Origin of the sequence: Cellulomonas sp., assembly GCF_965229465.1 — a bacterium.
Lineage (GTDB): Bacteria > Actinomycetota > Actinomycetes > Actinomycetales > Cellulomonadaceae > Cellulomonas.
Map to the genome: position 1 here is coordinate 2,001,941 of NZ_OZ245882.1, position 26,910 is coordinate 2,028,850.

The window sequence follows — 26,910 nt, forward strand, 5'->3', positions numbered from 1 at the left end:
AGAGGCGCGTCGAGGTCGGACCGCGCGACACCGATACTTCGGCGGTGAGAACCCGTGCGAGCGCGACCCTGCTGGTGGCGCTGGTGCTCGCCGTGCTGTTCGCAGGTCGCGGCCCGGATCGTGCCCCGACCGCGACGGACGCCTCGCAGTCCGCGGTCGCTCCGACGCCCACGGCCACGCCCACGCCGCAGGCACGGTCGGCCCTCGCGGCCGCGGCCCTGCTGCCGGTCAAGGGGCGCGCCCCCAGGACCGGCTACGACCGGGACCTGTACGGCCAGAGGTGGAAGGACGTCGACCGCAACGGCTGCGACACCCGGAACGACATCCTGCGCCGTGACCTCGACGCCCAGGTGCTGAAGGAGGGGACCTACGGGTGCGTCGTGGCGTCGGGCACGCTCCACGACCCGTACTCGGGCGGGACGATCCTGTTCGTGCGCGGGCAGGGGACGTCCACCGCGGTGCAGATCGACCACGTCGTCGCACTGTCGGACTCGTGGCAGAAGGGCGCCCAGCAGTGGGACACCGCCACGCGCGAGGCGTTCGCCAACGACCCGCTGAACCTGCTGGCGGTGGACGGTCCGCTGAACCAGCAGAAGGGCGACGGGGACACGGCGACGTGGTTGCCGCCGAACACGGCGTTCCGGTGCGCGTACGTGGCGCGGCAGGTCGGCGTGAAGCGGGCGTACGGGCTGTGGGTGACGCAGGCGGAGCAGGACGCGATGGTCCGGGTGCTCTCGACGTGCCCGACGGAGCCGCTCCCGTCCTGATCGGCGCGCGGCCGCCGGTGCCCCTAGCGTGAGGCCCGTGAGCGGACGCGGTGTGGCCGGGGGGATCGTCGTCGTGGTGGTGCTGGCCGCCGGTGTGCTGGTGGCCGACCGGGTGACGCACTCGACCGCAGAGCGGCGGGTGGCCGAGGCGATCGAGCAGAACCTCGACGTCGTCGGCACGCCCACCGTCGACATCGGCGGCTTCCCGTTCCTCACGCAGCTCTTCGCCGGCTCGGTCGACGACGTCACGGGTGCGGTCGACGGGGTCACCCTGGAGGGCATCGACGCCACCGACGTGACGATCGAGGCGCAGGACGTGTCCACGTCCGAGCCGTACACGCTGGGTACGGCGACGATCGCCGCGACCCTGCCGACGGCGTCGATCGAGCAGATCGTCGCCGACCGGTCGCAGCTCGACATCGCGGTCGCCGTCGACGGCGACACCCTGACCGCCACGGGCACGGTGCTCGGCGTGGAGCTGGCGGCGGACCTGGTGCCCCGGGTCGACGAGGGCCGCTTGCTGGTGACGGTCGAGAACGTGCAGTTCGCCGGGCTGACGGTCTCGGTCGCCGACCTGCCGCGCGCGATCGGCGCCCGCCTGACCGACATCGAGATCCCCGTGAGCGGGCTGCCCGACGGCCTGGTGCTCTCCGACGCGACCGTGGTCGCCGACGGTGTCCGCATCACCGCCGACGGCACCGACGTGGTCCTGCCCACCGAGGCGCCCTCCGCTGGGTAGGGTCCGTCCTGCCCGCCCGCCTGGGTGACGACGACGGACGAAGGACCTGCTCGTGGACTGGATCGGCGACGCCTGGCAGGACATCACGACGCCCCAACCGGTGCCGTCGAGCACCGTGGTGCTGCTGACCGCGGCGGGCGTGCTGCTGGTCCTGCTGGTGCCGGTGGCGTGGCACGTGGCCCGGCACGGACTGACGATCGTGCACGAGGCCGCTCACGCCGGTGTCGCGGTGCTCGTCGGCCGGCGGCTGTCCGGCATCCGCGTGCACTCCGACACCTCGGGCCTGACCGTGTCGGTGGGCAAGCCGCGGGGTCCGGGCATGGTCGCGACGGTGGCCGCGGGGTACCTCGGTCCGGCGGTGCTCGGCGTCGGCGCGGCGTGGCTGCTGTCCCGGGGGTACGCGGTCGCGCTGCTCTGGATCCTGCTGGTGGTGCTGGTCCTCGTGCTGGTGCAGATCCGCAACTGGTACGGCCTGTGGGCGGTGCTGGTGACCGGTGCGCTGCTGGTCGGGGTGACGGTGTGGGGCTCGGCGACCGTGCAGAGCGTCGCCGCCTACGCGATGACCTGGTTCCTGCTGCTCGGTGCACCGCGCGCGGTCCTGGAGATGCAGTCGGAGCGCCGACGGGGGCGCCGGCGCGGGGTGCCCGACACCTCCGACGCGGGCCTGCTGGGGCGGCTGACGCACACGCCGGGCGCGCTCTGGGTGGGCATCCTGCTGCTCGTGTGCCTCGCCGCCCTCGCGCTCGGTGCCGTCTGGCTGATCGGGCTGCAGCTCTAGAGCAGGAGCCGCATGATCGGGCGCTCCGGAGAGCGGCGCGCCACCTCGACGAACCCCGCGGCGGCGAACGTCGTCGCGTAGCCGGTGCTCGTCGCGCTGGGGGAGAGAGCGCCGTCGAGCGGGTAGGCCTCGACCGCGTGTGCGCCGGCCGCACGCGCGAGGTCGACCGCCCCGGCGACCAGCTCAGCCATCACCCCGTCGCGGCGGTGACCCTTGCGGACGTAGAAGCACGTGATCGCCCAGACGGGCACCCGGTCGACCCGGCGCAGCCGCCACTGCCGGTCGATCGCGGGGACAGCCTCGCGCGGGGTGATCTGGCACCAGCCGACCGCCACGTCGTCCCGGATCGCCAGCACGCCCGGCGGGGGACCTGCGGCCACGACCCCGTGCAGGTCGGCGCGGTTCTGCTCGGCGGGCCGGCGCCGGTACTCCGGTCCGATGCGCCACGCCATGCACCAGCACCGGGCGGCGGGACCTCCGTGGTCCAGCAGCTCCTCGAGCGCCGGCCACAGGTCGGGGGAGAGGGGCGCGACGACGGTCACGGCCATGACGCTGCGCCTCGCCGCGAACGGTCGTCAAGCCCTGCGCTGTCCGTGCCTCGATCATCGGATCTCATTCTCTGAGAAACACGACTGGCTCAGTCGGCTTTCCGTCGGCTCGTCCCTACTGTCCCCACCCATGGCAGCCCGGCTCGGCCGCGCTGACCGAGCACCTGATCCCGGAGCTGCAGCGGCGCGGGCTGTTCCGCACCGACTACGAGGCAGCCACGCTGCGCGGCAGCCTCGGCCTTCCGGAGGTCTCCTGATGAGCATCACCATCGGCCGCCCACTTCGAGACGTCGTTCACGCGCGTCGCGGCGGAGGGCGTCCGCTGACCGCCCGACGACGCCGGCCGCCGGCACCGGCTGACGGTCACGCAGTGCGGCTGGCGACCCGGGGGTGGTCCCTCCACGCGGGCATCGTCGCCATGTAGGCCAGCGTCTCGCTCTCCAGCTGCGCGCGCGGGGCGGACGGGTGCTGGCGTGACTGCCAGCCGACCATCCGCTCGAAGCGCTCGTCGAACGCCTGGAGGTTCCCGTCCGCGTCGGTGCAGTACGCGCAGTACTGCCCGGACTCGATCGGCATGCCGCAGCTGTCGCAGTGCAGGTCGTGGGTCGTCATGGTCGTGCTCCTTGGTTGAGTGCTTCCAGGGTGCCGACGAGGGCCGCACGGTCCTCGGCGGAGAGGGTTGCTGCCGCGCGCGCGATCAGCTCGGTGGACAGGACCTGTCGCTCGCGGTCGAGGGCGTCGAACCCGGCCGGCGTCAGCCAGACGAGCGTGCGGCGCCTGTCGTCGGGATCGGGCTCGCGTGCCAGCAGGTCCTTGGCCTCGAGCTGGGTGACGATGTCGCTGACCACGGACTGCGCGCGGTCCAGGTGCTTCGCGGCCTCACCGACGGTCAGGGGTCCCGCATGGGCGAGGTGGAGCAGGACCGCCCGCGAGGCTCCCGACATCTGCGCGCGCTTGCCGTCCCTGCGGTGGAACCGCAGGTAGGCCTGCTGGAACGCCGCCTCGAACGCGCGCGCGAAGGCCTCGGGGTCGTCGGCGGGGCTCGATGCGGTCATGACAGCCAGGCTGCTCCGGAGGCGATCCATCGTCAATCCCGATGGATCGCGGTGCCGACGACGCACCGGCCCAGCTCTCGGTCGAGCGCGTCGCGTTCCGGCGCGGTGACCCACAACCCGTAGGCGGCCTTCACGCGCACCTGCCGGAGCGCGTAGACGCAGCGGTACCCGCGGTTGGGCGGCAGCCAGGTGGCCGCGTCACCGGCACCCTTGTCCTGGTTGGCGGGGCCGTCGACCGCCAGCAGGTTGGCGGGGTCGTTGGCGAACGCCTCCCGCTCCGTCGGCGACCACTGCTGCGCGCCGGTCTGCCAGGCGTGCGAGAGCGCGACGACGTGGTCGATCTGGACGGCCGCCGAGTCGGGTCCGCGGGCGAAGGGGATCGGCACGCCCGTGTAGGGGTCGTCGAGCGTGCCGCTGAGCACGGCGCAGTGCTCGACGACGGTGTCGGTGAGATCCCGCCGGAGGATGTCGTTGCGGGTGTCGCAGCCGTTGCGGTCGACGTCGGCCCACGCCTGCCCGAACCGCTCGCGCGCGTACCCGGTGCTCGGCGCCCGGCCGCGGACCGGCAGCGCGTCGAGGGCAGCGCGGCCGGCGGCGAGGTCATCGGCCGTGACCGCGTACCGGGCGGCGACGCGGGCCTGGGACCAGGCGGGCGCGCCCGCGCCGATCGCGACGCACACGACGAGGCCGACCAGCCACGGGCCGGGGCGCTGCCAGGAGGTCACCCGCTCAGGGTCGCCGTCGCGCGCCGGACGTGGGCGTTCCCTGGGGATCGCGCGGGGCTGTGGGCGGTCCGCTTGACTTCGAGTGCACTCGAAGGCGCACCATCGACGCCATGAGCGTCGTGACGGACCGGGTGACCCTGAGCATCGCGGAGGCGGCCGAGGCCACCGGCCTGACCACCCACACCCTGCGCTACTACGAGCGCGACGGGCTGCTGCTCGACGCGGTCGACCGGGCGTCGTCGGGCCACCGCCGCTACACGGACGACGACCTCGGCTGGATCCGGATGGTCACGCGCCTGCGCTCCACCGGCATGCCCATCCGGGAGGTCCGCCAGTACGCCGACCTGGTCCGGGCGGGCGACGGCAACGAGGCCGAGCGGCTCCAGCTGCTGGTGGCGCACCGCGACCGCGTCCGGCAGCAGCTGGCCGAGGTGGCCACGCACCTGCACGCGATCGAGCTCAAGATCGGCCTGTACGAGCGCAGGACCTGCACGAACGCCTGACATCGCCTCCGCAGTGCGGCACGTACGGTCGCTCACGTGACCGACAACCGCTCGCGTGAAGACTTCGTACCGTTCAGGGGAACGAACCCTTCACGCGAGGAGCGGCCGCGGCAGCGCACGCTCGCCGCGCTCGCGGCCGTCGGGCTCGTCGTCGTCGGGCTCGCGATCTCCCGCTTGGACGGGCCGCTCGCCGACAAGGCAGGCGACGCCCTCTACGCCGCGTTCGTCTACGCGCTCCTCGTCGTCGTCGCCCCACACGCCCGCCGGTGGACCGTGGCCGCCGTCGCGTTCGGCGTGTGTGCCCTGGTGGAGCTCGCGCAGCTCACCGGGATCCCGGCCGCGGTCGTCGACGCGGTGCCCGCCGCCCGGTACGCGCTCGGGACCACCTTCGTCGCGCTCGACCTCGTCGCGTACGCGGTCGGCGCGGCGCTCGCGGCGTTCGTGCGTCGGCGCTCGGTTGTGCCAGGCTGACCCAGCCTGAGCCGGATCGAACAGTGGAGCGCCGATGGATCCGTCGTACAGCCTGGCCGTCCGGCTGGCCTGCGAGTTCATCGGCACCGCGATCCTCATCATCCTGGGCAACGGCACGGTCGCGAACGTGCACCTCAAGGGCTCCAAGGGGTACCGCGGCGGGTGGTCGCTGATCGCGATGGGCTACGGGTTCGGCGTGATGATCCCCGCGCTCATGTTCGGCGGGATCAGCGGGAACCAGATCAACCCCGCCTTCACGCTGGGCCTCGCCGTGTGGGGGCTGTTCCCGTGGAGCGAGGTGGCGCCGTACATCGTGGCGCAGATGCTGGGGGCGATGGCCGGCCAGATCGCCATCGTCGCCACGCACAAGCCGTACTACGACCTGACGACCAACCCGGACGACATCCTCGCCACCTTCTCGACCGTCAACGCGGCCCGGTCCCGGCTCAACGGGTTCCTCAGCGAGCTGCTGGGCTCGGTGGTGCTCTTCTCCTGCGCGCTGGCGATCATCAACTCGCCGCTGACCGAGAACGAGCCCGCCGTCGCGCACCTCGCGCTCGGGTTCCTGGTGTGGGGACTCGTCGCCGGCCTCGGCGGTCCGACCGGTCCGGCGCTCAACCCCGCGCGTGACCTCGGGCCGCGCCTCGTGCACGCGTTCCTGCCGCTGAAGCACAAGGGCCCGTCCGACTGGGGGTACTCCTGGGTGCCCGTGGCGGCGCCGATGCTGGGCGGCATCATCGGCGTCGGCGGTTGGTACCTGCTGCTCGGCTGACGCGAACGCAAGACGAAACAGGCTGCAACCGGCATGCTCGTCCCCGGGGGTGATCGGACATGGCCGTGGACACCAGCATCTTCCGACGCAAGTCGGCCGAGGACTCCATGGAGGAGTCGCTCGATCCCGAGCGGGCCCTGCGCCGGACGCTGACCACCTGGGACCTCATCGTCCTGGGCGTCGCGGTCGCCGTCGGCGCGGGCATCTTCTCCGTGGGCGCGACGGCTGCGGCCAACTACGCCGGACCTGCGGTCATCGTCTCGTTCATCATCGCCTCGGTCGTGTGCGGCCTGGCCATCATGTGCTACGCCGAGTTCGCCTCGACGCTGCCGGTCGCCGGCTCCGCCTACACGTTCTCCTACGCGTCGATGGGGGAGTTCGTCGCCTGGATCATCGGGTGGGACCTCATCCTCGAGATGCTGCTGGGGTCGGCGGTGATCGCGAAGTTCTGGGGCGTCTACCTGGCGGACGCGTTCGCCCTGTTCGGTGTCGACATCCCGACCACGGTGAGGCTCGGGCCGGTCGACGTGGACTGGGGACCGGTCGTCATCGTCGCGATCTTCACGACGCTGCTGGCCCTCGGCACCAAGCTGAGCACGCGGGTGAACAGCGTGTTCACGATCATCAAGGTCGCGATCACGATCTTCGTCATCGTCGTGGGCTTCTTCTACGTGGACAAGGCCAACTACTCGCCGTTCGTGCCGCCGTCGGAGCCGGCCCCCGGGCGCGGCTCGCTCGAGCAGCCGGTGTTCGCGTTCCTGTTCGGCCTGGAGCCCACCGCGTACGGCGTGATCGGCATCCTGTCCGGCGCCGCGCTGGTGTTCTTCGCGTTCATCGGCTTCGACGTCGTCGCGACGACCGCGGAGGAGACCAAGAACCCGCAGCGGACCGTCCCGCGCGGCATCCTCGGCGGTCTGGCGATCGTGACGGTGCTCTACATCCTGGTCACGGTGGTGGTCACCGGCATGGTGTCCTACACCGAGCTGGCGGCGGCCGACACCCCGTCGCTGACCACGGCGTTCGTGCTCGTCGGCGCGGACTGGGCCGGGCGCGTGATCTCGGTCGGGATCCTGGTGGGTCTCACGTCCGTGCTGATGGTCCTGCTGCTCGGTCTCACGCGGATCGTGTTCGCCATGAGCCGCGACGGGCTGCTGCCCCGCGCGGCGTCCCGGACGTCTCCCAAGTACGGCACGCCGGTCCGGCTCCAGATCGGGGTCGGCATCGTGGTGGCGATCATCGCGGGGCTGTCCGAGGTGGAGCTGCTCGAGGAGATGATCAACATCGGGACGCTGTCGGCGTTCGTGCTGGTCAGCTTCGGCATCCCCGTCCTGCGCAAGCGCCGGCCGGACCTCCAGCGGGGGTTCCGGGTGCCCTGGTCGCCGGCGCTGCCGATCATCGCCGGGGTGGCGTGCCTGTGGCTGATGGCGAACCTGACCACCCTGACCTGGCTGCGGTTCCTCGCGTGGTTGGCGGTGGGCGTGGTCGTCTACTTCGCGTACTCGTACCGGCACTCGATCGCCGCGAACCCGCACTTCGACTCGCGCACGGGTGCGCGGCTCTAGGACTCGGTCGGCTCCAGCACGAACAGCGGGATGAGCCGGTCCGTCTTCGTCTGGTAGCTGTCGTACGCGGGCCAGACCGCGGTGGCGCGCGCCCACCACTCGTCGCGCTCGGCGCCGCTGGTCTGGCGCGCGAGGTAGTCCTTCTTCACCGCGCCGTCCTGGAGCTCGACGTGCGGGTGCTCGACCAGGTTGCGGTACCAGGCCGGGTTCTCGGGGGCCCCGCCCTTCGAGGCGACCACCGCGTACCGGCCCTCGTGCTCCACGCGCATGAGGGCGGTCTTGCGCAGCTTGCCGCTGGTCGCGCCGACCGAGGTGAGCACGATGACGGGCTTGCCCTGCAGGGTGTTCGCCTGATGACCGTCGGTGCGTTCGAAGGTCTCGGCCTGCGTGCGGGCCCACGCGGACGTGCTCGGGAGGTACTCACCAGTCAGAGGCATGTCGGTCGGAACGGGTGAGGCCCGGCGAGCATTCCCCGCCGGGCCGTCGCCGCTACTTCTTCTGCTCGTCCAGGTAGTCCTTGGCCTTCTCGACGATGCTGTCGACCTGGCTGTCCTGGCTGTCGTTGGTCCGCGACTTGACGGCCTCACCGGCCTTGTCGAGCGCGTCCTTCGCCTGCTCCTCGTGCCCGACCAGGGCGTCCTGCGCCTTGCCGACCAGATCCTCGATACCCATGGGACGTGCCCTTCTCTCGGAGACGCCTCTCAGTCTGGCCCCGCCGTCGCGGGCGCGCCCACGGAGCCGTGCTCGACCGTGGTGCGGGGCATGGAGGCCGCGGCGGCGACGGTGGCCAGCGCGACCAGCGTCACGGCGCCGAACGCGAGGGTGACGGCGTCGCCGAACTGCTCCGGGTTCTGCGTGGGCGTCTGGCCGCCCATGAGCGCGTTGACCAGGGCGCCGAGCGCCGCGACGCCGACCGCGCTGCCCATGGACCGGGCGAACAGGTTGGCCCCCGTGACCACCCCGCGGTCGCCCCAGCCGACGCTCGACTGCGCGGCGATGAGGCTCGGTGACGCGACGAGCCCGAGCCCGATGCCGGAGACGAAGCACGCGAGGCCGACGGCCCAGACCGACGGGTGCGTCGAGGCGAGCGCGAGCCCGGCGGTGCCCAGCACCACGACACCCGAGCCGATCAGCATGGTGGTGCGGAACCCGAGCCGCAGGAACAGGCGCCCCGACTGCGACGCGGCGATCGGCCAGCCGATGGTGAGCGCCGCGAGCGTGAGGCCGGACGTCAGCGGCGAGACGTCGAGGAGTGCCTCCAGGAACGTCGGCACGTACGACGTGAGCCCGATGAGGATGATCCCGACCCCCACCCCCACCAGCGCCGACGCCCGCAGCAGCCGCCGCGAGAACACCCAGAGCGGCAGCACCGGTTCCTCGGCACGCTGCTCCACGCGGACGAACGCGACCAGCAGCACGCTGCCGACGGCGACCGCGCCGACGCTCGGCACGGAGAGCCACTCCCACGCGTTCCCGCCCTCGAGCAGCGCCAGGATCAGCAGGCTCATCCCGGTGGTGAGCAGCACGCCACCGGCCCAGTCGATGCGGTGCCGGGTGTGCTCGACGGTCTCGTGGAAGTACCGGACCAGCAGCAAGGCCGCGGCCAGGCACAGCGGGATGTTGACGAAGAAGATCCAGTTCCAGGACAGGAACTCGGAGAACACCCCGCCGAGGGTGGGCCCGACCACCGACGAGATACCCCACACGCTGGCGATGTACCCCTGCGCCTTGGCCCGCTCGGCGACCGTGTAGATGTCGCCCGCGATGGTGATGGCCATCGGCTGCACGGCGCCGGCACCGAGGCCTTGGATCGCCCGGAACGCGATCAGGGCGGGCATGCTCCACGCGAAGCCGCAGAGGATCGAGCCGAGCAGGAACAGGCCGATGCCGAGGAGCACGACGGGCTTGCGGCCGATGGTGTCCGCCAGCTTGGAGTAGATCGGGACGCTCACGGCCTGGGTGAGCAGGTAGACGGAGAAGAGCCACGGGAAGCTGGTGAAGCCGCCGAGGTCCGCGACGATCGTGGGCACCGCGGTGGCCAGGATCGTCGCGTCGATGGCGACCAGGCCGGTGGTGACCATGATCGCGACCAGGATCGGGCCGCGGTCGGAACGGAAGCCGACGCCGGTGCTGCTCAGGGGGTTCTCCTCCGGTGGTGGATCGTGCTCGACCCTAGGCTGGCGGTGTGACGCACGAGTATGCGATGACCGGGTTCACCGTGCGCGAGCACCGGGTGCAGGTGCCCGTCGACTGGTCCGCGCCGGAGCGCTTCGGGTCCCTCGAGGTGTTCGCGCGCGAGCTGGTGGACCCGGAACAGGCGTCGGACGACCTGCCCCTGCTGCTCTTCCTCCAGGGTGGACCGGGCGGTCAGGGTCCGCGACCGTTGGGCGGCGGCTGGATCGCGAAGGCCCTGGAGATGTACCGCGTGGTCCTGCTGGACCAGCGGGGGACCGGGCGGTCGTCGCCGGTGGACGGGCGCGTGATCAGCGGGTTCGACGACGCCGCGCAGGCCGCCGACTACCTCGCGTGCTTCCGCGGGGACGCGATCGTCGAGGACGCCGAGCACCTGCGGCGGACCGTGTACGGGGGCCGGCCGTGGGCGACCCTGGGGCAGTCGTACGGCGGGTTCCTCACGCTCACCTACCTGTCACGGCACCCCGACGCGCTCACCCGGTGCTTCGTCACCGGCGGGCTGCCCCCCGCGACGGCCACCGCCGAGGAGGTGTACGCGCGCACCTACCGGCGCCAGGCGGCGCGCAACCGCGAGCTCGCCCGGCTGCACCCGGCGGACGTGCCGCTGCTGGGACGGATCTCGGACGGTCTGGACGGGGTGACCCTGCCCAACGGCGACCCGTTCACGCCCGAACGCCTCCAGCAGCTGGGCATGCCGCTCGGCATGAGCACGGGGATCGACGAGGTGCACTGGCTGCTGGACACCGCGCTGGGCTCCGACGGGACGCCCTCCGGCGGGTTCCTCGCGGCGGTCGCCGACTACACCGGGTTCGACGCGAACCCGCTGTACGCGGTGCTCCAGGAGGTCATCTACCACCAGGGCGACCGCGAGCCGGGCTGGGCCGCGCAGGCCGAGCACGACCGGTGGCCGTCGTTCGCGGCCGACGCCCGCCCGCTGCTGCTCACCGGCGAGGTGATCTTCCCGTGGATGTACGAGCAGCACGCCGCGCTGCGCCCGTTCCGCGGTGCTGCCGAGGAGCTCGCCGCGCGCACGTCGTGGCCGGCGCTCTACGACCTGGACCGGCTGGCGTCGAACGAGGTGCCGGTGGCGGCCGTGCAGTACTACGACGACCCCTACGTGGACCTGGACCTCGCGCTGGCGACCGACGTCGGCCACCTGGACGTCTGGATCACCAACGAGCACCTGCACGACGGGCTGCGCGCCGCGGGCGACACGATCCTGCCGCGGCTGTTCGACGTCGCCGCGGGCAAGGCGCGCGTGACGGGGCGCTAGGCGTCCGGACGTGCCTCGTGGCCCGGGCGACCGTGGGTGCGGTTCTCCTCCTTGAGCCGCGCCTCGTACACGTGCCGACGGCCCGCCAGCAGCTCGTCGCGGACGCGCTTCTCCGCCGCCTCGAACACCCGGTAGTACTGCTCGTCGTAGGCCTCGACCACCTGGAACGTCCACCGGCCCGGCAGCACGTTGCGGCCGACGAGCTCGGCGCGGAGCTCGTCGGCCAGCTCCTGGTGCCCCGCCTCCGCCAGCTGGTCCAGGGCGTCGGCGAGCTCGTTGTCGGCGCGGCCCGTGAGCCGGTGGAACGCGTAGAGCATCCCGCGGGCGTGCTCGACCACCTCGAACGCGGCGGTCAGGGCGCCGACCGCGTCGACGACCTCCTCCGAGGTGCCTGGCGGTGGGCGGTGGGCGTCGTCGCGCTCGTCGGTCATGTGTCGATCGTGGCCGCGCGGCCCCGATCGCGCTCGTCAGATCGAAGTGCAATCACATGGTTGCTATCCGGCGCGACCGCGCCTATCGTCAACCTGCAACCTATCAATTGCAGATGCGAGGAGCAGACCATGAGCGAGGACTTCACGACGACCTACACGGTCGACCAGACGCCCGCCGAGGTGTTCGCGGCCGTCACCGACGTGCGCGGCTGGTGGGTGGACGCGATCGAGGGCGGGACGACCGAGCTGGGCGACGAGTTCATCTTCCACAACGAGCCCATCCACCGGTCCGTCCAGCGGCTCACCGACGTCGTGCCGGGGGAGCGCGTCGAGTGGCTGGTGCTCGAGGCCGAGCTGAACTTCGTCGAGGACACGGCCGAGTGGGTGGGCACGCGGATCCGGTTCGACATCACCCCGACCGACTCCGGCACCCGGCTCACGTTCACGCACCTCGGGCTGGTGCCGGCGCACGAGTGCTACGAGATCTGCCACGACGCGTGGAGCTGGTACATCAACGTGAGCCTGAAGCGCCGGATCACCACCGGCGTCGGCCAGCCCGGACAGGTCCCGGACGACGCCCTGCGCGCGCCCGTCCGGGTGGGCGACCTGCTCAGCGGCGGGCGGGGTGGCGGGGTCGGGTCGTCGTGAGCATGAGCGCGGCCCACAGGGCGGCGACGCCCGCACCCACCAGGAACCCGATGCCGACCGCGCTCGACGGGGGACCGCTCTGGTGGTTGGCGAACGCGAACGACGTCATCCCGCCGCCGGTGCACGTGACGTCCCGGGCCGTCGGCGCGTAGATCGTGCCGACCAGGGTCACGACGCCGAGCGTGGGGTCGTCGGCCGTGAGGTGCTCGTCCGCCAGGTCCAGCGTCGCGGGGACCTGCTCGGGAGTGAGCCAGGTGCACGTGACGGCGTCGGGGTCCGTGACGCCCGCACCCCAGACCGCGAGGGTCCGGACGCCCGCCTGTCCGGCCGCGCCGGCGGCGACCGGCGCGGTCAGGGTGGGGTGCGGGGGAGCGCCCGCGCTGCGGAGCATGACCAGTCCGACCACGGCGAAGAGCACGACGCCGAACAGGGCCAGGAACCCGGACGCGCGGGCCACCCTGCGGATCAGGGTGCCGACCTCGCTCACGACGTGAGCTCGACGGACGCCAGGATCGCGTCCAGCGGGGTGTCGTCGAACGTGTCGCGCGGGCCGATGGCCTTGACGATGACCTGCGCACCGGACTCGAGGTCCGCCACGAGCCACCGCGACCGCAGCTCGGCCGTGGTGCCGTCGGTGCGCCGGACGTCGCTGACGAAGCTGACGGTGGCGACGGAGGACGCACCGGCGAGCTCTCCCTCGCCGGTCTCCACCTCGTCGGCGCCGGTGGTCGCCTTCTCGCCGAGCACCAGCGCCCCGGCCTCCGCCGTCGCGTCGCGGGTCGGAGCGGTCTGCACGGTCACCAGCACCCCGGCGCGCACGCGCTCGTCGTTCTCCGGCGCCGTGAGCGCCACGGTCTCGTCCGTGTCCGACCCCGGGTACAGGTCGGCGCCCGGCGCCTGCTCCCACTCCGCCGGGACGTGCAGGGTCGTCGGGCCGACCGCGACCGACTGCCACGAGGGGTCGATGCTCGGTCCGGCGGCCGGTGCGTCGGCCGAGCAGGCGCTCAGGCCGAGCGTGGCGGCCGCCACGAGGGCACCCCATCGGGGGTAGGTCATGTGTTGCCTCTCTCGTGCGGTGTCACTGCTCCAGGCAGCCGGCGCGCTCGACGAAGCCGGCGCCATCCCAGTAGGAGTATCCCGTGGCGTGCCGGGTGGTCGACGTGTAGTCGCCGGAGAGGCCGACCTTGATCAGCGCCTCGACGTCGAGGTTCCCCCCGTTGGTCGAGGCGTCGATCGCGTAGTCCTGCACCCACGTGTAGCCGTCGGACTTCGCGGTCTCCTGGAAGTCGGACCACGTCTGGCCATAGTCCAGGGTGCTGAAGTCGAGGGGGCCGACCTCCTGCGTGACGCCCGGCACCTCGATCCCGAGGCCGAGTGCGAGCTTCGCGGCGGTGACGCGCTGGTCCGTCGTGCCGAGCGGGACCTGCCAGGTGGTCTGGCTGTAGTCCACGTAGTCCAGCGGGTCGTTGGCCCCGTTGTTCGTCGACGACGTGTCGGCGTAGGCCGATCCGAGGGTGACGAGCCGCATGGCCGTCGCGACGCCGTCCGCGTCACGGTCGACCTCGATGGTGACCGCGCCCCCGTAGGACGCGACCGCGGACGCGAACTCGGTCCACTCCTCGCCCACGGTGCCCGACGCGCGCGTGACGCCGCTCGAGCTGGCCGTGAACACGTCGGTGGTGCGACCGTCGCTGTACTGCGTCTGGCCCTCGTAGGTCCCGGCCTCGACGACGCCGCTGGCGTCCCAGTCGATCAGCGTGGCGAACGCCTCGCCGGACGCGCTGACGCCGACCTTCACGAACGTGGACTCGGCGTCGAGCTGCTCCAGGTCGGACGCGCCCGTCACCCAGTCCGCGAAGTCGCGGCCGAACCAGTCGTCGCCGACCATGCCGTCCTTCACGTCGTCGCTGGTGGCTGCGTGCAGGATGTCCCACGCCTCGTCGTCGCTCGACGCGTAGTAGACGTCGCCGAACTTGAGCTGGTCGGTCACCGAACCGCCGATCCCGATCGCGACGCCGTACCGGTTGTCGTTGACCACCGCCGAGGCGTCGAAGCCGAGGCCGCCCTCGATGCCCGCGCCGAGGGACCCGGTGCGCGTCAGGCGGTACCGGCCGTCGCCCAGCGACTCGACGAACCACGTGTTGCCGCCCTCGAGCTGGACGCCGAACGCCGCCGATCCCTGCCACGCCCCGCCATTACCAGAGACCACGCAGGGCGGCGGAGGAACGTAGTCCTCAGCGGCGCGCGCCGGCCCGCTCGTGCACTCGCCGCCCTGGCCGAGGCCGGAGGTGAGCTCGCACAAAGCCGCCGCGACCTTGTCGCCGAGGGAGAAGCGGGTGAGCCCGAGGACGAGGGCCACCACCAGGAGCGCGGCCGCCGCCACGATGCCGATGTACTCGAGAGTGCCGGCTCCGCCGTCGGGTCCGAGTGCGGACCGGGTGCGAAGCGGTGTGGTGGTCGGCCGGGGTGGGTGGCGATGGTCGTCAACCCTGGGGTGCACGTGGGCCCTCTCGTCGGCGCGGGTCGTCGCGCCCGCCCAGGGTACGGGCGGGCGCGACGTCCGGTGGCCGATTCGGAGGGCCAGGTCAGGGGCGGGTGGGTCGACCCTGGCCGTCGGCCGGCGGGCCGCCCTGGCCACCGCCACCGCCCATGCCGCCGCCCATCCCCGCGATCGCCTCGCCGGCGGTGCCGGTGGCGACGACGGTCGAGCCGCTGCTGTCGCCGGCCGCCGCCAGCCCGCCGACGGTCTCGCCGCTGACCGAGCCGCCGGTGGCCGCCGAGTAGGTGTCCCCGGAGACGACGTCCGCGGACGCGTAGACCACGGACGTGAAGTCCTTCGACGACTCGAACGCGGCGATCTCGGTCCCGTCGGCGTCGAGGAGGTGGACCACCGTGCCGGCGGCCTGGGTCGAGGAGAACGTGAACGCGACGAACGACTGGGCGCTCGTGGCGGCCGGGGTCATGGCCATGCCCGAGGCGCCGGCTGCGAGGATCGTGCCGCCCGAGACGTCGAACGTGCCGTCCACGTCGAGCGCGCCGTTGCCGTCGTTCGTCGGGCCGCTGACCACGGCGGTCCCGCCGGTCATGGTGAAGAACCCGTTGGCGTCGAGGCCGTCGCCGTCGGAGTCGACGACGATCGTGCCGCCCGTGATGGTCAGGCCGACGTCGGTGCTCGCGGTCCCGCCTGGAGCCTGCTCGCCCGTGCCGCTCGGATCGGAGGCGTTCACGCCGTCGTCGCTGGCCACGACGCTGATGTCGCCGCCGGCGATCGTGATGAGCCCGGCCTCGAGACCCTCGTTCGACCCCGTGACGTCGACGGTGCCGTCGCTGATCTGGAGCGCCTGGTCGCCGTGCACGCCGTCGTCGCCCGCGTCGATGGTCACGGAACCGCCCGCGATGCTGACGACCCCGTCGGAGCCGATGCCGTCGTCGGCCGCGTCGATGAGCAGCTGCCCGCCGCCGACCACCACGGACACCGTGCCGGAGATCCCCTTGGGGGAGGCGTCCTCCGCGACCGCGGTCCCGCTGCCGCCGCCGGAGACGATCGCCAGCGCGCCGTCCGCGACGATCACGTCGGTCTGCGCCGCGATGCCGTCGTCGCCCGCCGCGATGGTGACGTCGCCGCCGGTGATCTCGACGTAGCCGAGCGTCTCGTCCTCGTCGTTGTCCGACTTCAGGCCGTCGCCGCCGGCCGTCACGTCCAGCGTGCCACCGGAGACCACGAGGTAGTCCTTGCCACGGATGCCGTCGTCGACCGCGTCGACCGTGATCGTGCCGCCCGCGATGACGAGTCCGTCCTTGGCGGCGATCCCGTCGTTCGCGTTGCCGGCAACGGTCAGGGAGCCGTCGCCGGTGATCGTGACGTCCGCGCTGCTGTACAGGGCCGCGCTGGCCTCGTCGGTGTCCGCGTACGCGGTGGTGTCGGACAGGGTGCTGTCGCCCTCCAGGTGGACCACCACCTGATCGGCGTCGAGCACCTGGAGCGGGGAGGTGGTCGAGCTGGCCAGGGAGGCGTCGTCGAGGATCAGGTGGACGACGCCGTCGTCGGTGGTGTTCACGACCACCGAGCCGTCCGCCAGCGTGCCGCTCAGCCGGTAGGTGCCGGCCGCGGTGATCGTGAGGGTGCTGCCGTCGACGGACACGCCGTCGGTCGCGGTCGGGTTGTCCAGGTCGATGGCGACCTCGTCCGACGAGGCCTCCAGGTCGACGTCGTCGGGCGCGGTGTTGGCGGCCATCGCCTGCTCGACGGTGACGTTCGCGTCCGTCGTCGTCGTGACGGTCGCGGTGTCGTCCGTGGTGGACGCGGCGTCGGCGGTCGCCGTGCAGCCGGCCAGGAGGGCCGCGACGAGGGCGGCGGGGACGAGGAACTTCGGGGTGAGACGTCGCATGAGGGTGTGCTCCTAACGGGTGACGTGCCGGTCGAGGACGCGGCGCCACGGGTGGTGGGGGAGGTCGGTGTGCAGGGCGGCCATGCCGGTGCCGTACTTGGAGATGCGCACCGGTCGGTGGCCGTGCCGCCACAGGAGGCGGTCGGTGGAGGACGGCGTCGAGCCCGTCTTGGTCTCGATGACCACGCGGCCTTCAAGAGCGCGGCTTCCTCCGGTGAGGGCCGACGTCCACACCAGACCGGTGTCGATCGTCGTGCGGCTGTCGGTCCGGGGGAGGAAGAGGGTGGTGCGCCGATAGGTGCTGACCAGGGTCGGGCTGTACAGGCCGGTGTAGTCCAGGACGTCGTCGGCGAACCGGCGGCCCTCGTCGGTCAGGGTGTCGCGGTCGTCGGGGTCGTACGGCAGCCGCGTCTTGACCGTGCTGCCGCGCGGGCCGCGGGTCTTGACCTCGACCCAGCAGAGCTCGGAGTCCACGTAGGTGCGCGTGCGGATCTTGAACCGCCGCCGGCGTCGGTGCGCCGCCCCGAGGTAGCTGGTGAGGTCGGGGGTGTCGAAGTACACCGACTCGTAGGCGAAGTCACGCTCGTCGCCGATCTGGAGGATGCGTGCACCGGGCTCGATGCCGCGCAGGAGCACCGGGACCGCGTCGGCCGGGACGACGTACTTGCGGTCCATCCGGGTCTGGAGGCTCGCCCGCTCGGTGAGCTCGACGAGGTCGATGGGGTCCAGGGTGTCGAGGATCATGCCGCGACCAGCGCTCGTGCGGTGGTGAGCTCGTACCGGACGTCGACGCAGGTGGTGTCGTTGACCAGGTCGACGCGCTGCACGATCGCCGTGTGCACCGTGGCGCCGAGCAGGCGCTCCAGGTGCGCGACCAGCGCGGTCTCGTCGGTGATCGCCGAGTCCAGGACTATCGTCTGCTGCCGGTACTGCCGGAGCATCCGCGGGTGGTCCACGACGGCCATCACGACGACGACCAGGACCATGAGGGCGGCGTTGAGCGCCGACGGCGTGACCGCGAGCCCGCCGAGCAGGCCGAGCGCCAGCGCCGAGAAGTAGTAGGCGACCTCGTGCTGGGTCAGCTCCGTGGACCGCAGCCGGATGATCGACAGCACGCCGAACAGCCCGAGCCCCAGGCCCGCACCGACCGCGCTGCTCGCCAGGGCGGCCGCCACCGCGAGCACGCCGACGTTGACGCCGAGGTACGCGACGACGAGGTCACGCCGACGGTGCCGGGGGAAGTAGACGCCGAAGGCGAGGACGCTGATGGCGACGAGATCGAGCGCGAGGAGCGCGTACTGAGTCATGGGAACCCTCCTAGTGGGACGGGCTCCATTCAGCCGAGCGGGCCTGTGCTGTTGCTGTGCGGGGGCTGAGGCGCAGGCGTGCATCGTGCACAGATCACCCGGCGACCGTCCGTGCGACGGCGACCGATATGGAAGGGTTTCCCCTCGTTCCCCTCGTTCCCCTCGTTCCCCTCGCCCCCCACCCTGGGAGTTCCCCCGTGCGCGTGTCCCGTCGTCTGCTCGCCGTCCCGGCGGCCGCCGTCCTCGCCTGGTCGCTGACCGCGTGCGGAGGTTCCGCCCCGGCGGCCGCACCCACCACGTCCGAGAGCGCGTCGGTCGAGCAGGAGGAGACCGTCGCCGAGCCCGCCGGGTTCGAGCTCACCGCGGACAACCTGGGCGACATCGCCACCGCGATGCTGGCCGCGAAGACGTACGACACCACGATGGTCACCGACGTCGGCGGCGCCTCCATGACCGCCCAGGGCCAGGCGCGCGTCACCGACGCCGGCAACGAGCTGACCATGACCATGAGCAGCGCGCAGATGGCCGCACCCATGGAGATGCGGATCGTCGGCGGTCAGATGTACATCAACATGGGCGAGCTGACCGGCGGGCTGTTCTGGCAGCTGGACCCGACGGACACCAGCAACCCTCTGACGGCGTCGCTCTCGCAGACCACCGGCGCCACCGCGACCGACAGCTTCGAGGAGCTTCTCCCGGCCCTGGTCAGCGTCACGAAGTCCGGCGCACCCGAGCAGATCGACGGCGTCAGCGCGCAGCCGTACGACGTGGTGGTCGACACGAGCAAGATGGCCGGTGCGTCGGCCGAGCAGTTCGCGTCCGCAGCCGCCGCGGGCGTCGAGGTGCCGAAGGAGCTCACCTACACGTACTGGGTCGGAGACGACAAGCTGCCCCGCAAGCTCGTGATGGACATGATGGGCTCGCACATCGAGATGACGCTCAGCAACTGGGGCGGCCCCGTGACGATCGAGGCCCCGCCGGCCGACCAGGTGACGGCCGCACCGGCGATGTGATCAGCTGACCGCTCCGGTATCGGCCCTGGTCAGGGCCGATGTCAGTGCCCAGTCGTACACTTGTTCTAGTGGAACCGGTGTCGACGGAGGTGGTGACGTGACGGCGCTCCTCGACGACCCGCGCACCGACTCTCCGGTCTGGGACCCGTCGCCCGAGCTGGACCTGCGGCACGTCGACGCGTTCCCGATCACCGGCCTGACGCTTGCTGAGCTCGCCGGGCGGCTCGGGTCCGTGTCGGTCGCGGACGCCTCGGGCGTGGAGCTGGTGAACGCGGTCTCGGCGTGGCAGCAGGTGCTCAACATGGCTCAGGCGGCGCAGGCCGTGGTGATCCGAGAGATCGAGGCCCGCACCGTCGATGCCCTCGCGCGTGTGCCCGATGAGCTTGCGTGCGCGCTGGTGTGCACCGGGCGCTCCGCGCAGGACCTGCTTCTGCGGGCGTGGGGCACGGCCCAGCACCCGGCGCTGGGCGATGCGTGGGCGGCCGGGGCGATGGACGCACGCAAGGTCGACGTGATCTTGGCCGAGGTCCACCGGGCCGGGACGGCCCTGTCCGCGCGTGAGGTCGACGCCGTGGTGAGCGACGCGGTGGACCATGCCGCGGAGATGACGGGACCGCAGCTGACCCGGCACGTGCGGGCCGCCCTGCTCGCTGCCAACCCCGCGGTCGCCGAGCAGCGTCGGGTGGTGGAGCGGGAGCGGCGCGGGGTGTTCCTGGAGCTGGCACCGGACGCGATGGCCCGGCTGATCGCCTACGTGCCCGCGGCCGACGCGACGGCGGCGTTCACCGCGATCGACGCCCTGGCCGGGCACGCGGCGATCGACGGCGACGACCGCAACATCGACCAACGCCGCGCCGACGCGTTCGCCGATGTGTTCACGGGCATCCTGGACCGGCAGACCACCCCCGACGGGACCCCGCTACCGACCCGGCACGGGCGCCGGGTCGCCCTGCAGGTCACCGTGGCGGCCAGCACCCTGGCCGGCCTGGACGAGCATCCCGCGGTGCTCGAGTCGTACGGGCCCATCCCGGCGCAGGTCGCCCGCGAGCTCGCCCAGGACGCGACCTGGCGGCGCATCCTGACCGACCCGACCGGGCAGGTCCGCGCCGTCGGGACCGACACCTACCGGCCCGGCGCCGACGTCACGCGCACCGTCGTCGCACGGGACGTGACCTGCACGTTCCCCGGCTGTCGAAAGCCCGCCGACCGGTGCGAGATCGACCACCGCGTCCCGTACGACCACGCCCCCTCACCAGGCTCTGTTCTGAACCCACAGACCTGCGAGGCCAACCTGCACGCCCTGTGCAAGCACCACCATCAGGCCAAGACCAAGAGCTGGTGGCGAGTCACCCACGACCCCGCCACCGGGATCTCCACCTGGACCGACCGCCACGGTCTGACCTACGCCCGCCACCCCGTCCGGGTCCACAGCACGCCGACCGCCGCTGACCACGCCGCACTGCCACCACCGCCACGCGACTGGGGCGACCCACCGTTCTGAGTTCGCAACCGACGAATCAGGCCGGCGTCCACCCCAGTCGGGGCGCGATGCTCGTTGCCACGTTCTCCAGGATGCGGCGGCTCATGGCGTGCGTGGCGTTGGCCGGGAGGACGATGTCGAGCCCGGTGGCCTCCTGGAGCGCGACGTCGGCCTGGAGGCTGGCGACGACCTGGTCGGGCGTGCCGTGGTGCGTGGGGCTGAACACCCCGAACCCGGTACCGGCGGGCGGGCGTCCGGTGGCGTCGAAGCGGCCGGCGTACCAGGCGATGTACTCGGCGAAGAGCTCGTCGTCCTCCGGGGTGACGCTCGGCAGGACGATCCGACCGGCGACCGCGCGCGGGGTGCGACCGGGGACGTCGAACGTCTCCTTGTACGCGCGGATCTGGTCGCGCTGCGTCTCCTCGAAGGACCGGCCGTCGTCCTCCCCGTTGAGCGTGGAGACCAGCAGGTCCATCCCCTGCTCGGCGGTCCGCACCGCGGTTGCCCGCGACCCGGGGCCGTACCAGAGGCGGTCGGCGAGGCCCGGGCTGTGGGGCGTGACGGTCAGCGGGGTGCCGGGGGGCGCGATCGGGAAGCCGCCCTCGGGTGCGACCGCGACGGGTTCCCCGGCCAGGGCCGCGCGCAGCCGGGCGATCCGGAGCTGGGACTCGTCGTCGAACGAGAGCTCGCTGGTTCCGTAGACCCCGTCGAGCAGCGCGGCCGACGGCTTGATCCCGCCGGCGACCCCCAGCTCGAGCCGCCCGCCGGACAGTAGGTCGACGGTGGCGGCGTCCTCCGCGACGGCGATCGGGTCGGCGTACCGCATCGGCAGGACCGCGGTGCCGAACCGGATGCGCGTCGTCGCCTGGCCGATGGCCGCGAACAGGGGGAAGGGCGAGGAGAGGAACTTCTCCAGGTGGCGGACCCGGACCCAGCCGATGTCGTAGCCGAGCTCCTCGGCGTACCGGAACAGGTCGATCGCGTCGCGCAGGGACTGCCCGGCGTCGGCCGGATCGTCGTACGGGACGAACGTGAGGAAGCTGAGCTCCAGGCGGGGGGCGGTCACGCGCGCATCGTACGAGGCCGGTGTGCGAGCGGACGCCTGCGGTCTCCCGCGTCTCAGTCGCCGAGCACCCAGCCGTGCGGCTCGGCCAGCTTCTCGGCAGACTCTGGTCCCCACGAGCCGACCGCGTACGGCTCGGGCGTCGGACGGTCGGCGCCCAGCAGGGGAGCGAACGCGACCCACGCCGACTCCAGGCCGCCGGGAGTCGTGAAGAGGGTGCGGTCGCCGACCAGCACGTCCTCCAGCAGCCCCGCGTACGGCGGCAGCGACGAACCGGGCTCGACGTCGGCCAGCTCCAGGTTGGCCGTCCCGGTCCCGAGCTCGAGGAACGCGCCGGGCTTCTTGACGGTCGTCGTCACCTTCAGCTCACCCGAGCCGGCCAGCGAGATCACCACGCGGTTGGGCCCGACGGGAGAGCCGAACAGCTCGTCCGGCGTCCGCAGCACGAGGGTCACCTGCTGCGCCGAGCCGCCCATCCGCTTGCCGGTCCGCAGCAGGAACGGCACGCCCTTCCACCGCTCGGTGTCCACCCAGAGCCTCGCGGCGACGAACGTGTCGGTGGTCGAGTCGTCGGGCACGCCCTCGATGTCGCGGTAGCCCTCGAACTGCCCGAGCACCACGTCGTGCACGGGGTCCAGCGGGCGGAAGTGCGCGATGACGTCCTCGCGCGCCTTCGCCAGGTTGGCGGCGTCGAGCCGGCCCGGCGGCTCCATCGCGACCTCGGCCGCCACCTGGAACAGGTGGGTCACCAGCATGTCGAGCGCGGCGCCGGTGGCGTCGTAGAACTCGGCACGCTGCGCCACGTCGAGCGTCTCGGGCACGTCGATCTGCACCTGCTCCACGTGCCGCCGGTTCCACACCCCGCCGAAGAGCTCGTTGGCGAACCGCAGCACGTGCAGGTTCTGCGTCGCCTCCTTGCCCAGGAAGTGGTCGATCCGGAACACCTGCTCCTCGTCGAACGCGGCGTGCACGGTCGCGTCAAGGTCCCGGAAGGTGTCCAGCGAGGTGCCGTACGGCTTCTCGTAGACCACACGGACCCCGTCGGTGAGGCCGGCCTTGGCCAGTGCCCGGGTGATCGGCGCGAACGACGAGGGCGGGACCGCGAGGTAGTGGATGACCGTGGGGTCGCCGCCGAGCACCCCGCGCAGCCGGTCCAGCTCACCCGGCAGCTCCCCGGCGTTCCCGTCCTCGCTCACGTCGCCGCAGTACGCGGTGTGCTTGGTGAGCTCCGGCACGCCCTCGGCCGCCTCGTCGTCGCCGAACTCCGCGACGGCGTCCTTCAGCAGCCCGTCGAACTCCTTCGCGGTGATCGCCGTCCGGCCGGTGCCGAGCAGCGCCCACTTCTCGGGCAGCAGGCCGCGGCGCTGGAGGGTAGCCAGCGCGGGCAGCACCATGCGCTTCGCGAGGTCCCCGCGGGCACCGTGCAGGACGAAGATCAAGGGCTCGGTGGGCGCCATCAGGCGGGGTCCTCACGACGGAGACGGGCGGAGCCTCGACGGTACGTGCGCTCGCCGACCACCGCGCGGCGGACTAGCCGACCGCCGCCGCCACCCGCTCCACCCGGGCGACTCGGTCGAGGATCGCGTCCAGCACGGCACCGCGGTCGAACTGCATCGCGTGCAGGCGGGCTCGGGTCTCCCAGCCGGCGCGCTCGTCGGGGGACATGGTCAGGACGCGGTCCAGGGCAGCTGCGATGGACGACGGGGACTCCACCGGCACGATGATCGCCGTGTCACCGACGGCCTCGCCGATGCCTCCGGTATCCGTGGTGATGACGGGACCACCCCCGGCGAGCATCTTCTCGGCCAGCGCGATGCCGAACGTCTCGACGAACTCCGGACGCGGCTTGCTCGGCAGCACGTACGACGCGGACGCGGCCATGAGGTGGGCCTTCTCGTCGTCGTCGACGTCGTCGAAGAACACGATCCGGTCGGCGGCACCCGACGCGGCGGCGAGCTCCTGGAGCCGCGGCGCGTCGGGCCCGTTGCCGGCGACGACGAGCCGCAGGGACGACGCGGCGCTGCTGGCGGCGAAGCCGGCGATGAGGTCGTCGACCCCCTTGGCGTGCGCGAGCCGTGACAGGAACAGGACGTAGCCGTCGGCGGTCAGGCCACGGGCGTCGAGCACGCGCGAGGTCTCCGCAGGGTCCAGGTCCAGGTACGAGCCCACGTCGATGGCCGGGTAGGAGACCGTCACGCGCTCGCGGCACTGGGCGGCGAACGTGGTGCCGTGCTTGGCGTCGATGGCGGCGGCCTCCGCGATGATCAGCTCGCGCGTGTAGTCGCTGACCGCCAGGCAGACGTCGTGCTCCAGGTAGCTGGACAGCACGTGCGCGGCCGCACCGAACTCGTCCTTCTCGACGCACGCGCGCACCACGTTGGTGACGTCGGAGCCGACCGCCTCGGCGACGGTGGTCACGTTCACGGGCAGGCCGGTGCGGCGGGCCACGTGCACGGCGTCGGCCACGGCGAGCGAGTGCGGGCTCAGGTACAGGGACATGGCGACCGTCGGGACGCCGTCGGTGAACAGCTCCACCAGGCGGCCGACGATCCCCGCGAGCCAGCGGCCGTCGGGCACCTTGTAGTCGCCGACGGGCTCCGGGCGCTCGACGGTGATGCCCGGCGAGTAGGGCAGCACCCCGTCGAGCGGCTTGAGCGGCAGGCCCGTCGCCTGGAGCCGGTCGATGGGCCACGTGACGATGCGGACGTCGTCAAAACCCCGCTGGAGGGCGGCCTCCGCGAGGTTGCGGGCCTCGCCGGAGTGCCCGCAGATGACCGGGTCGGCGCGGACGACGATGACGAGACGGCGGTTCGGGTTCACGTCGGCTCCTAAGGTCAGCGCCGCAGCGCGGTGGTCGGTGGGGTGGTGCTGACTGACGGGGGCCGGACTGTGGTGCCCCAGGCGCTGGGCGTCGGACCGAGCTCCAGGTGCAGGTGTCCGCCGCGGTGGAGCTCGGTGCCGGTCAGCCACGTGCGGTCGAGCCGCTCACCGTCGAGGTGCACGGACTGTACATACTGGACAGGGCCGCCGGGTGTCGGTTCGGTGAATCCTGAGGTCTCGATGGTGAAGTTGCGGTCGCCGACCTCGATGCTCGACTCCCGCCACGCGGGCGCGCTGATCAGGAACAGGTTCTGGCCGGCCACCGGGAAGAGCCCCAGGGACGCCCAGACGAACCACGAGCTCAGACCGCCGGAGTCGTCGTTGCCGGGCAGTCCGCCGCGGCCGGTGCCGAACTGGTTCTGCACGATCGCCTGCACCACCTCCGCGGTCCGGTCGGGCCGGCCGGCGTAGTGGTACGACCAGGGAGCCTCCATGTCCGGCTCGTTGTTCAGGCCCTCGAACCGGTTGAGCGCGTACCCCGCGGCCATCTCCGCCAGATCGGGCCGCAGCCCGGGCTGAACCACGGGTGGGGCGTCGAACCCGAAGAACTGGTCGAGCTGCGCGACGAAGGCATCGTCGCCGCCCGAGAGCTTGATGCGCGCCGCCATGTCGTGCAGCAGCCGGAACGAGTAGTTCCACCGGCCGCCCTCGTAGTACGTGGAGTCCTGGAGCAGGCCGGTCTCCTCGTCGAACGCGTTGATCCAGCGCGCCGCCAGCGGGGCGAACTGCTCGACGAGCATCGGGTCGCCCACGTGCGCCGCGATCTGCGACGTGCACCAGTACCCGAACGCCAGGTCCAGCGTGTGGCTGATCGGGTGCACCTTGCCGCGCAGCAGGAAGTCCTCGCCGTACGTCCGGCGCAGGTCGTTGTGCATGTGCACCAGCGCCCAGTCCCAGTCCATGCCCGGCAGGCCCAGCTGGCACAGGTCGGACAGGAACGTGTGCGCGAGCGCGGACGCCTGGCGGCTGAACTGGTCGGCACCACGCGCCATCCGGTACCCGATCGGGAGGTTCCCCTCCTCCTCGGAGATGTACAGCAGAGCGTTCGCCAGCTCGACCGCACGCTCCGGCATCAGAGTCGTCAGCAGAGGCAGCTGCGTCCGGTAGATGTCCCACATGGTCGCGAGGTCGAACGCGAACGGGCCGTCGGCCGGCCAGAACGGGGACTCGTCGGGCGCCAGGCACGGCTTGATCAGCGAGTGGTAGAGCGCGGTCGAGAAGACGGTCTGCTTGTCTTTCGACGAGGTGTCCACGCGGATCTTGTTCAGGCTCTCCTGCCACACCGCCGCGGTCGCCGCACGCCTCGTCGCAAAGCTGGATGGACCCGGGCCGCACTCCCGCTCGAGGTTCTCGCGGGCCTGGTCGACGCCCCGCAGCGAGAACCCGAACCGCAGCTCCACCACCTGACCGGGCTCCGACGGCCCCGCCCACATGAGCCCGAACGGCCGCAGGGTGGTGGGCCTGATGCGGTCGAAGTCCAGCCGCGTGCCACCCGGCATCAGCCGGCGGTCGTACCAGAGCATCTGCCGCCAGCGCGGGTCGTCGCACTCCACGTGGATGGCCAGCGGCGCGCCCTCGACGACGATCTCGCCCTGCGCGATGCCCGGGCTGATCGAGTGCAGGTGCGCCCGCAGCGGCACGGTCCGCCCGTAGGGGATGGTCAGCCCGCCGAGCGAGAAGTCGATGACCAGCCGCGCGTCGCGGTGCGCGGGGAACGTGTACCGGTGCACCGCCGACTTGGGGCCGACGGTGATCTCCGCGCGGATGCCCGACTCGAGCGTGGCTGCGTAGTACCCCGGCTCCGCGGCCTCGTCGACGATCTCCCAGACGTCACCGAGGTCGTCCAGCGGCTGGAGCATCGGCGTGACGCGGAAGTAGTTGTAGTACTTGCGGATGGCGCCCGTGCCGGACTGCTGGAAGTGCGTGAACCCGCTGGCCACTTGGCGCTCGTGCATCTCCGTGGGGAGGCCCTCGGTGCCGAGGTCGTAGCGGCCGTAGCCCGTCGGGTACGCGCCGCTGTACGCGCACGCGCTGACCATGCCGAGCGGGTAGGTGGCGCCCGGGTGCGTGTTGCCGACCTGCGGCTTGGGCCACCACCAGCTCGCTGCGATGCCCTGCTGCGGCGGCAGGGCCGTGGCCTCGGTGCCGATGAAGGGGTCGACGCGTTCGAACATCCGCCGCTCCTTGCGCTCGTCCGGGTGGGGACAGGGTCGCGTGCGGGAGACGCCTGCGTCCATGCCTGGTTCTGGGGACGGTACGTGGGGAGTGTTGCCGGGGGGTTTCGGGAGAGCGGTCGGCCGCTTCTGCGACGATT

29 protein-coding genes are annotated in these 26,910 nt (G+C 72.1%); 11 read left to right on the top strand and 18 right to left on the bottom strand.

Features of this window, described 5'->3' with window-relative positions; translation table 11 throughout:
- The first annotated feature begins 44 nt into the window (after nucleotides 1-44).
- Genes ACO06A_RS09660 through ACO06A_RS09670 form a run of 3 tightly spaced genes read left to right on the top strand, consistent with a single transcriptional unit; the run spans nucleotide 45 to nucleotide 2,284 of the window.
- A complete protein-coding gene (locus tag ACO06A_RS09660) occupies nucleotides 45-767 on the top strand; it encodes an HNH endonuclease family protein (protein WP_421735792.1) in 723 nt (240 codons plus the stop codon).
- 37 nt (nucleotides 768-804) lie between these two features.
- Nucleotides 805-1,506, top strand: coding sequence for a DUF2993 domain-containing protein (locus ACO06A_RS09665; protein WP_421735793.1), 702 nt, complete (start codon nucleotides 805-807; stop codon nucleotides 1,504-1,506).
- Nucleotides 1,507-1,558: 52 nt separating this feature from the next.
- Nucleotides 1,559-2,284, top strand: coding sequence for a M50 family metallopeptidase (locus ACO06A_RS09670; protein ID WP_421735794.1), 726 nt, complete (start codon nucleotides 1,559-1,561; stop codon nucleotides 2,282-2,284).
- On the opposite strand, the gene ACO06A_RS09675 is transcribed toward ACO06A_RS09670, so the two are convergent.
- The 4 genes from ACO06A_RS09675 to ACO06A_RS09690 form a co-directional block, all read right to left on the bottom strand.
- Nucleotides 2,281-2,826, bottom strand: coding sequence for a GNAT family N-acetyltransferase (locus tag ACO06A_RS09675; protein ID WP_421735795.1), 546 nt, complete (start codon nucleotides 2,824-2,826; stop codon nucleotides 2,281-2,283). The two genes, ACO06A_RS09670 and ACO06A_RS09675, sit on opposite strands and share 4 nt — an antisense overlap.
- Nucleotides 2,827-3,195: 369 nt before the next feature.
- A complete protein-coding gene (locus ACO06A_RS09680) occupies nucleotides 3,196-3,444 on the bottom strand; it encodes a hypothetical protein (RefSeq protein WP_421735796.1) in 249 nt (82 codons plus the stop codon).
- Nucleotides 3,441-3,887, bottom strand: coding sequence for a MarR family winged helix-turn-helix transcriptional regulator (locus ACO06A_RS09685; protein WP_421735797.1), 447 nt, complete (start codon nucleotides 3,885-3,887; stop codon nucleotides 3,441-3,443). The genes ACO06A_RS09680 and ACO06A_RS09685 overlap by 4 nt, the downstream gene beginning before the upstream one ends.
- Before the next feature lie 32 nt (nucleotides 3,888-3,919).
- On the bottom strand, nucleotides 3,920-4,612 hold the full coding sequence (locus tag ACO06A_RS09690) for an HNH endonuclease family protein (RefSeq protein ID WP_421735798.1): 693 nt from the start codon (nucleotides 4,610-4,612) through the stop codon (nucleotides 3,920-3,922).
- Between the two features lie 110 nt (nucleotides 4,613-4,722).
- On the opposite strand from ACO06A_RS09690, the gene ACO06A_RS09695 reads away from it, so the two are divergent.
- The 4 genes from ACO06A_RS09695 to ACO06A_RS09710 are packed head-to-tail and all read left to right on the top strand — an operon-like array spanning nucleotide 4,723 to nucleotide 7,920.
- Nucleotides 4,723-5,115, top strand: coding sequence for a MerR family transcriptional regulator (locus ACO06A_RS09695; RefSeq protein WP_421735799.1), 393 nt, complete (start codon nucleotides 4,723-4,725; stop codon nucleotides 5,113-5,115).
- Nucleotides 5,116-5,151: 36 nt separating this feature from the next.
- Nucleotides 5,152-5,586, top strand: a complete 435-nt coding sequence (locus ACO06A_RS09700; protein WP_421735800.1) for a DUF2809 domain-containing protein — start codon at nucleotides 5,152-5,154, stop codon at nucleotides 5,584-5,586.
- 34 nt (nucleotides 5,587-5,620) lie between these two features.
- A complete protein-coding gene (locus ACO06A_RS09705) occupies nucleotides 5,621-6,358 on the top strand; it encodes an MIP/aquaporin family protein (RefSeq protein WP_421735801.1) in 738 nt (245 codons plus the stop codon).
- A gap of 59 nt (nucleotides 6,359-6,417) precedes the next feature.
- A complete protein-coding gene (locus tag ACO06A_RS09710; RefSeq protein ID WP_421735802.1) occupies nucleotides 6,418-7,920 on the top strand; it encodes an amino acid permease in 1,503 nt (500 codons plus the stop codon).
- Here ACO06A_RS09710 and ACO06A_RS09715 read toward each other — a convergent pair.
- From ACO06A_RS09715 to ACO06A_RS09725, 3 genes are read right to left on the bottom strand one after another with little or no spacing between them, the layout of a single operon-like run.
- A complete protein-coding gene (locus ACO06A_RS09715) occupies nucleotides 7,917-8,357 on the bottom strand; it encodes a nitroreductase family deazaflavin-dependent oxidoreductase (RefSeq protein ID WP_421735803.1) in 441 nt (146 codons plus the stop codon). The genes ACO06A_RS09710 and ACO06A_RS09715 overlap by 4 nt on opposite strands.
- Before the next feature lie 52 nt (nucleotides 8,358-8,409).
- A complete protein-coding gene (locus tag ACO06A_RS09720; protein ID WP_421735804.1) occupies nucleotides 8,410-8,592 on the bottom strand; it encodes an antitoxin in 183 nt (60 codons plus the stop codon).
- 29 nt (nucleotides 8,593-8,621) lie between these two features.
- Complete coding sequence (locus tag ACO06A_RS09725; protein WP_421735805.1) at nucleotides 8,622-10,001, bottom strand: MFS transporter; 1,380 nt, start codon at nucleotides 9,999-10,001, stop codon at nucleotides 8,622-8,624.
- A 104-nt stretch (nucleotides 10,002-10,105) separates the two neighbouring features.
- On the opposite strand from ACO06A_RS09725, the gene ACO06A_RS09730 reads away from it, so the two are divergent.
- Complete coding sequence (locus ACO06A_RS09730; protein WP_421735806.1) at nucleotides 10,106-11,386, top strand: alpha/beta fold hydrolase; 1,281 nt, start codon at nucleotides 10,106-10,108, stop codon at nucleotides 11,384-11,386.
- Here ACO06A_RS09730 and ACO06A_RS09735 read toward each other — a convergent pair.
- Nucleotides 11,383-11,817, bottom strand: coding sequence for a hypothetical protein (locus tag ACO06A_RS09735; RefSeq protein WP_421735807.1), 435 nt, complete (start codon nucleotides 11,815-11,817; stop codon nucleotides 11,383-11,385). The genes ACO06A_RS09730 and ACO06A_RS09735 overlap by 4 nt on opposite strands.
- A 129-nt stretch (nucleotides 11,818-11,946) precedes the next feature.
- Here ACO06A_RS09735 and ACO06A_RS09740 point away from each other — a divergent pair, with 129 nt between their 5' ends.
- The gene (locus ACO06A_RS09740; RefSeq protein ID WP_421735808.1) at nucleotides 11,947-12,465 is read left to right on the top strand and encodes an SRPBCC family protein; all 519 of its coding nucleotides are present in this window, start codon (nucleotides 11,947-11,949) and stop codon (nucleotides 12,463-12,465) included.
- Here ACO06A_RS09740 and ACO06A_RS09745 read toward each other — a convergent pair.
- From ACO06A_RS09745 to ACO06A_RS09770, 6 genes are all read right to left on the bottom strand, one after another.
- Nucleotides 12,428-12,952, bottom strand: a complete 525-nt coding sequence (locus ACO06A_RS09745; protein WP_421735809.1) for a hypothetical protein — start codon at nucleotides 12,950-12,952, stop codon at nucleotides 12,428-12,430. The two genes, ACO06A_RS09740 and ACO06A_RS09745, sit on opposite strands and share 38 nt — an antisense overlap.
- Nucleotides 12,949-13,521, bottom strand: a complete 573-nt coding sequence (locus ACO06A_RS09750; RefSeq protein WP_421735810.1) for a hypothetical protein — start codon at nucleotides 13,519-13,521, stop codon at nucleotides 12,949-12,951. The genes ACO06A_RS09745 and ACO06A_RS09750 overlap by 4 nt, the downstream gene beginning before the upstream one ends.
- Nucleotides 13,522-13,543: 22 nt before the next feature.
- On the bottom strand, nucleotides 13,544-14,848 hold the full coding sequence (locus ACO06A_RS09755; RefSeq protein WP_421735811.1) for a hypothetical protein: 1,305 nt from the start codon (nucleotides 14,846-14,848) through the stop codon (nucleotides 13,544-13,546).
- 202 nt (nucleotides 14,849-15,050) lie between these two features.
- Nucleotides 15,051-16,853 carry a carbohydrate-binding domain-containing protein gene (locus tag ACO06A_RS09760; protein ID WP_421735812.1) on the bottom strand — a complete coding sequence of 601 codons (1,803 nt, stop codon included), beginning with the start codon at nucleotides 16,851-16,853 and terminating at the stop codon, nucleotides 15,051-15,053.
- Between the two features lie 12 nt (nucleotides 16,854-16,865).
- The gene (locus ACO06A_RS09765) at nucleotides 16,866-17,597 is read right to left on the bottom strand and encodes a polyphosphate polymerase domain-containing protein (RefSeq protein ID WP_421735813.1); all 732 of its coding nucleotides are present in this window, start codon (nucleotides 17,595-17,597) and stop codon (nucleotides 16,866-16,868) included.
- Nucleotides 17,594-18,160, bottom strand: coding sequence for a DUF4956 domain-containing protein (locus tag ACO06A_RS09770; protein WP_421735814.1), 567 nt, complete (start codon nucleotides 18,158-18,160; stop codon nucleotides 17,594-17,596). The genes ACO06A_RS09765 and ACO06A_RS09770 overlap by 4 nt, the downstream gene beginning before the upstream one ends.
- A gap of 203 nt (nucleotides 18,161-18,363) precedes the next feature.
- Between ACO06A_RS09770 and ACO06A_RS09775 the strand changes: the two genes are divergently transcribed.
- On the top strand, nucleotides 18,364-19,173 hold the full coding sequence (locus tag ACO06A_RS09775) for a hypothetical protein (RefSeq protein ID WP_421735815.1): 810 nt from the start codon (nucleotides 18,364-18,366) through the stop codon (nucleotides 19,171-19,173).
- A 97-nt stretch (nucleotides 19,174-19,270) separates the two neighbouring features.
- Nucleotides 19,271-20,674: a DUF222 domain-containing protein gene (locus tag ACO06A_RS09780; RefSeq protein ID WP_421735816.1), complete on the top strand. Its 1,404-nt coding sequence runs from the start codon at nucleotides 19,271-19,273 to the stop codon at nucleotides 20,672-20,674.
- A gap of 16 nt (nucleotides 20,675-20,690) precedes the next feature.
- Here ACO06A_RS09780 and ACO06A_RS09785 read toward each other — a convergent pair whose 3' ends face one another.
- The 4 genes from ACO06A_RS09785 to ACO06A_RS09800 form a co-directional block, all read right to left on the bottom strand.
- Entirely contained in the window at nucleotides 20,691-21,719 is a 1,029-nt protein-coding gene (locus tag ACO06A_RS09785) for an LLM class flavin-dependent oxidoreductase (protein ID WP_421735817.1), read from the bottom strand.
- A gap of 53 nt (nucleotides 21,720-21,772) precedes the next feature.
- Complete coding sequence (locus ACO06A_RS09790) at nucleotides 21,773-23,173, bottom strand: glucose-6-phosphate dehydrogenase (protein ID WP_421735818.1); 1,401 nt, start codon at nucleotides 23,171-23,173, stop codon at nucleotides 21,773-21,775.
- Between the two features lie 73 nt (nucleotides 23,174-23,246).
- Nucleotides 23,247-24,536: a glycosyltransferase gene (locus ACO06A_RS09795; protein WP_421735819.1), complete on the bottom strand. Its 1,290-nt coding sequence runs from the start codon at nucleotides 24,534-24,536 to the stop codon at nucleotides 23,247-23,249.
- Nucleotides 24,537-24,550: 14 nt separating this feature from the next.
- Nucleotides 24,551-26,770: a glycoside hydrolase domain-containing protein gene (locus ACO06A_RS09800; RefSeq protein ID WP_421735820.1), complete on the bottom strand. Its 2,220-nt coding sequence runs from the start codon at nucleotides 26,768-26,770 to the stop codon at nucleotides 24,551-24,553.
- Between the last annotated feature and the right edge of the window lie 140 nt (nucleotides 26,771-26,910).